The following is a 563-nucleotide window of genomic DNA, read 5'->3' as shown; positions in this document are numbered from 1 at the left end:
CTGATTCAACATTCCTGCTGGAGGCGGAGGCCAGCATGAATGAGCAAGGCGCTTTCGGTGGATCTGCGGGATCGTGTGATCGCCGCGATTGAGGACGGGATGTCGTGCCGTCAGGCGGCGGCGCGGTTCGGGGTCAGCGCGGCCAGCGCGATCCGCTGGCGGTCACGGATGCGGACGCAGGGCGATGTACGACCTGGACCGCTGGGCGGGGACCGTCGATCCGGTCGCATCGAGAGCCACGCCGGCCTGATTCTGGGTCTGCTGGATCGGCAGACGGACATCACGCTTGCGGAGCTTCGGGCGGCGCTGGCGGAGCAGGGCGTGGCGACCAGCCTGTCGAGCCTGTGGCGGTTCTTCGTGCGCCGCCGGATCACGCTCAAAAAAAGTCGGCGCACGCGGACGAGCAGAGCCGTCCCGACGTCCTGATGCAACGGCGAGCCTGGTTCGAGAACCAGCTCGATCTCGATCCGGAACGGCTGGTCTTCATCGACGAAACCGGAGCCTCCACCAAGATGGCCCGCCGCCACGGGCGTGCGCCGCGCGGCCAGAGGCTGAGGTGCAGC

Annotated in this window: 1 pseudogene; it reads left to right on the top strand. The window is 67.9% G+C overall.

The features are described 5' to 3' along the window. Positions 1-39: 39 nt before the first annotated feature. Positions 40-563, top strand: a pseudogene (locus ACP7AZ_RS17825) (helix-turn-helix domain-containing protein); the annotation flags it as partial.

Origin of the sequence: Brevundimonas sp. DC300-4 (genome assembly GCF_049897365.1) — a bacterium.
In the GTDB taxonomy this organism is placed as follows: domain Bacteria; phylum Pseudomonadota; class Alphaproteobacteria; order Caulobacterales; family Caulobacteraceae; genus Brevundimonas.
This window is presented reverse-complemented; position numbering and strand designations above follow the sequence as displayed.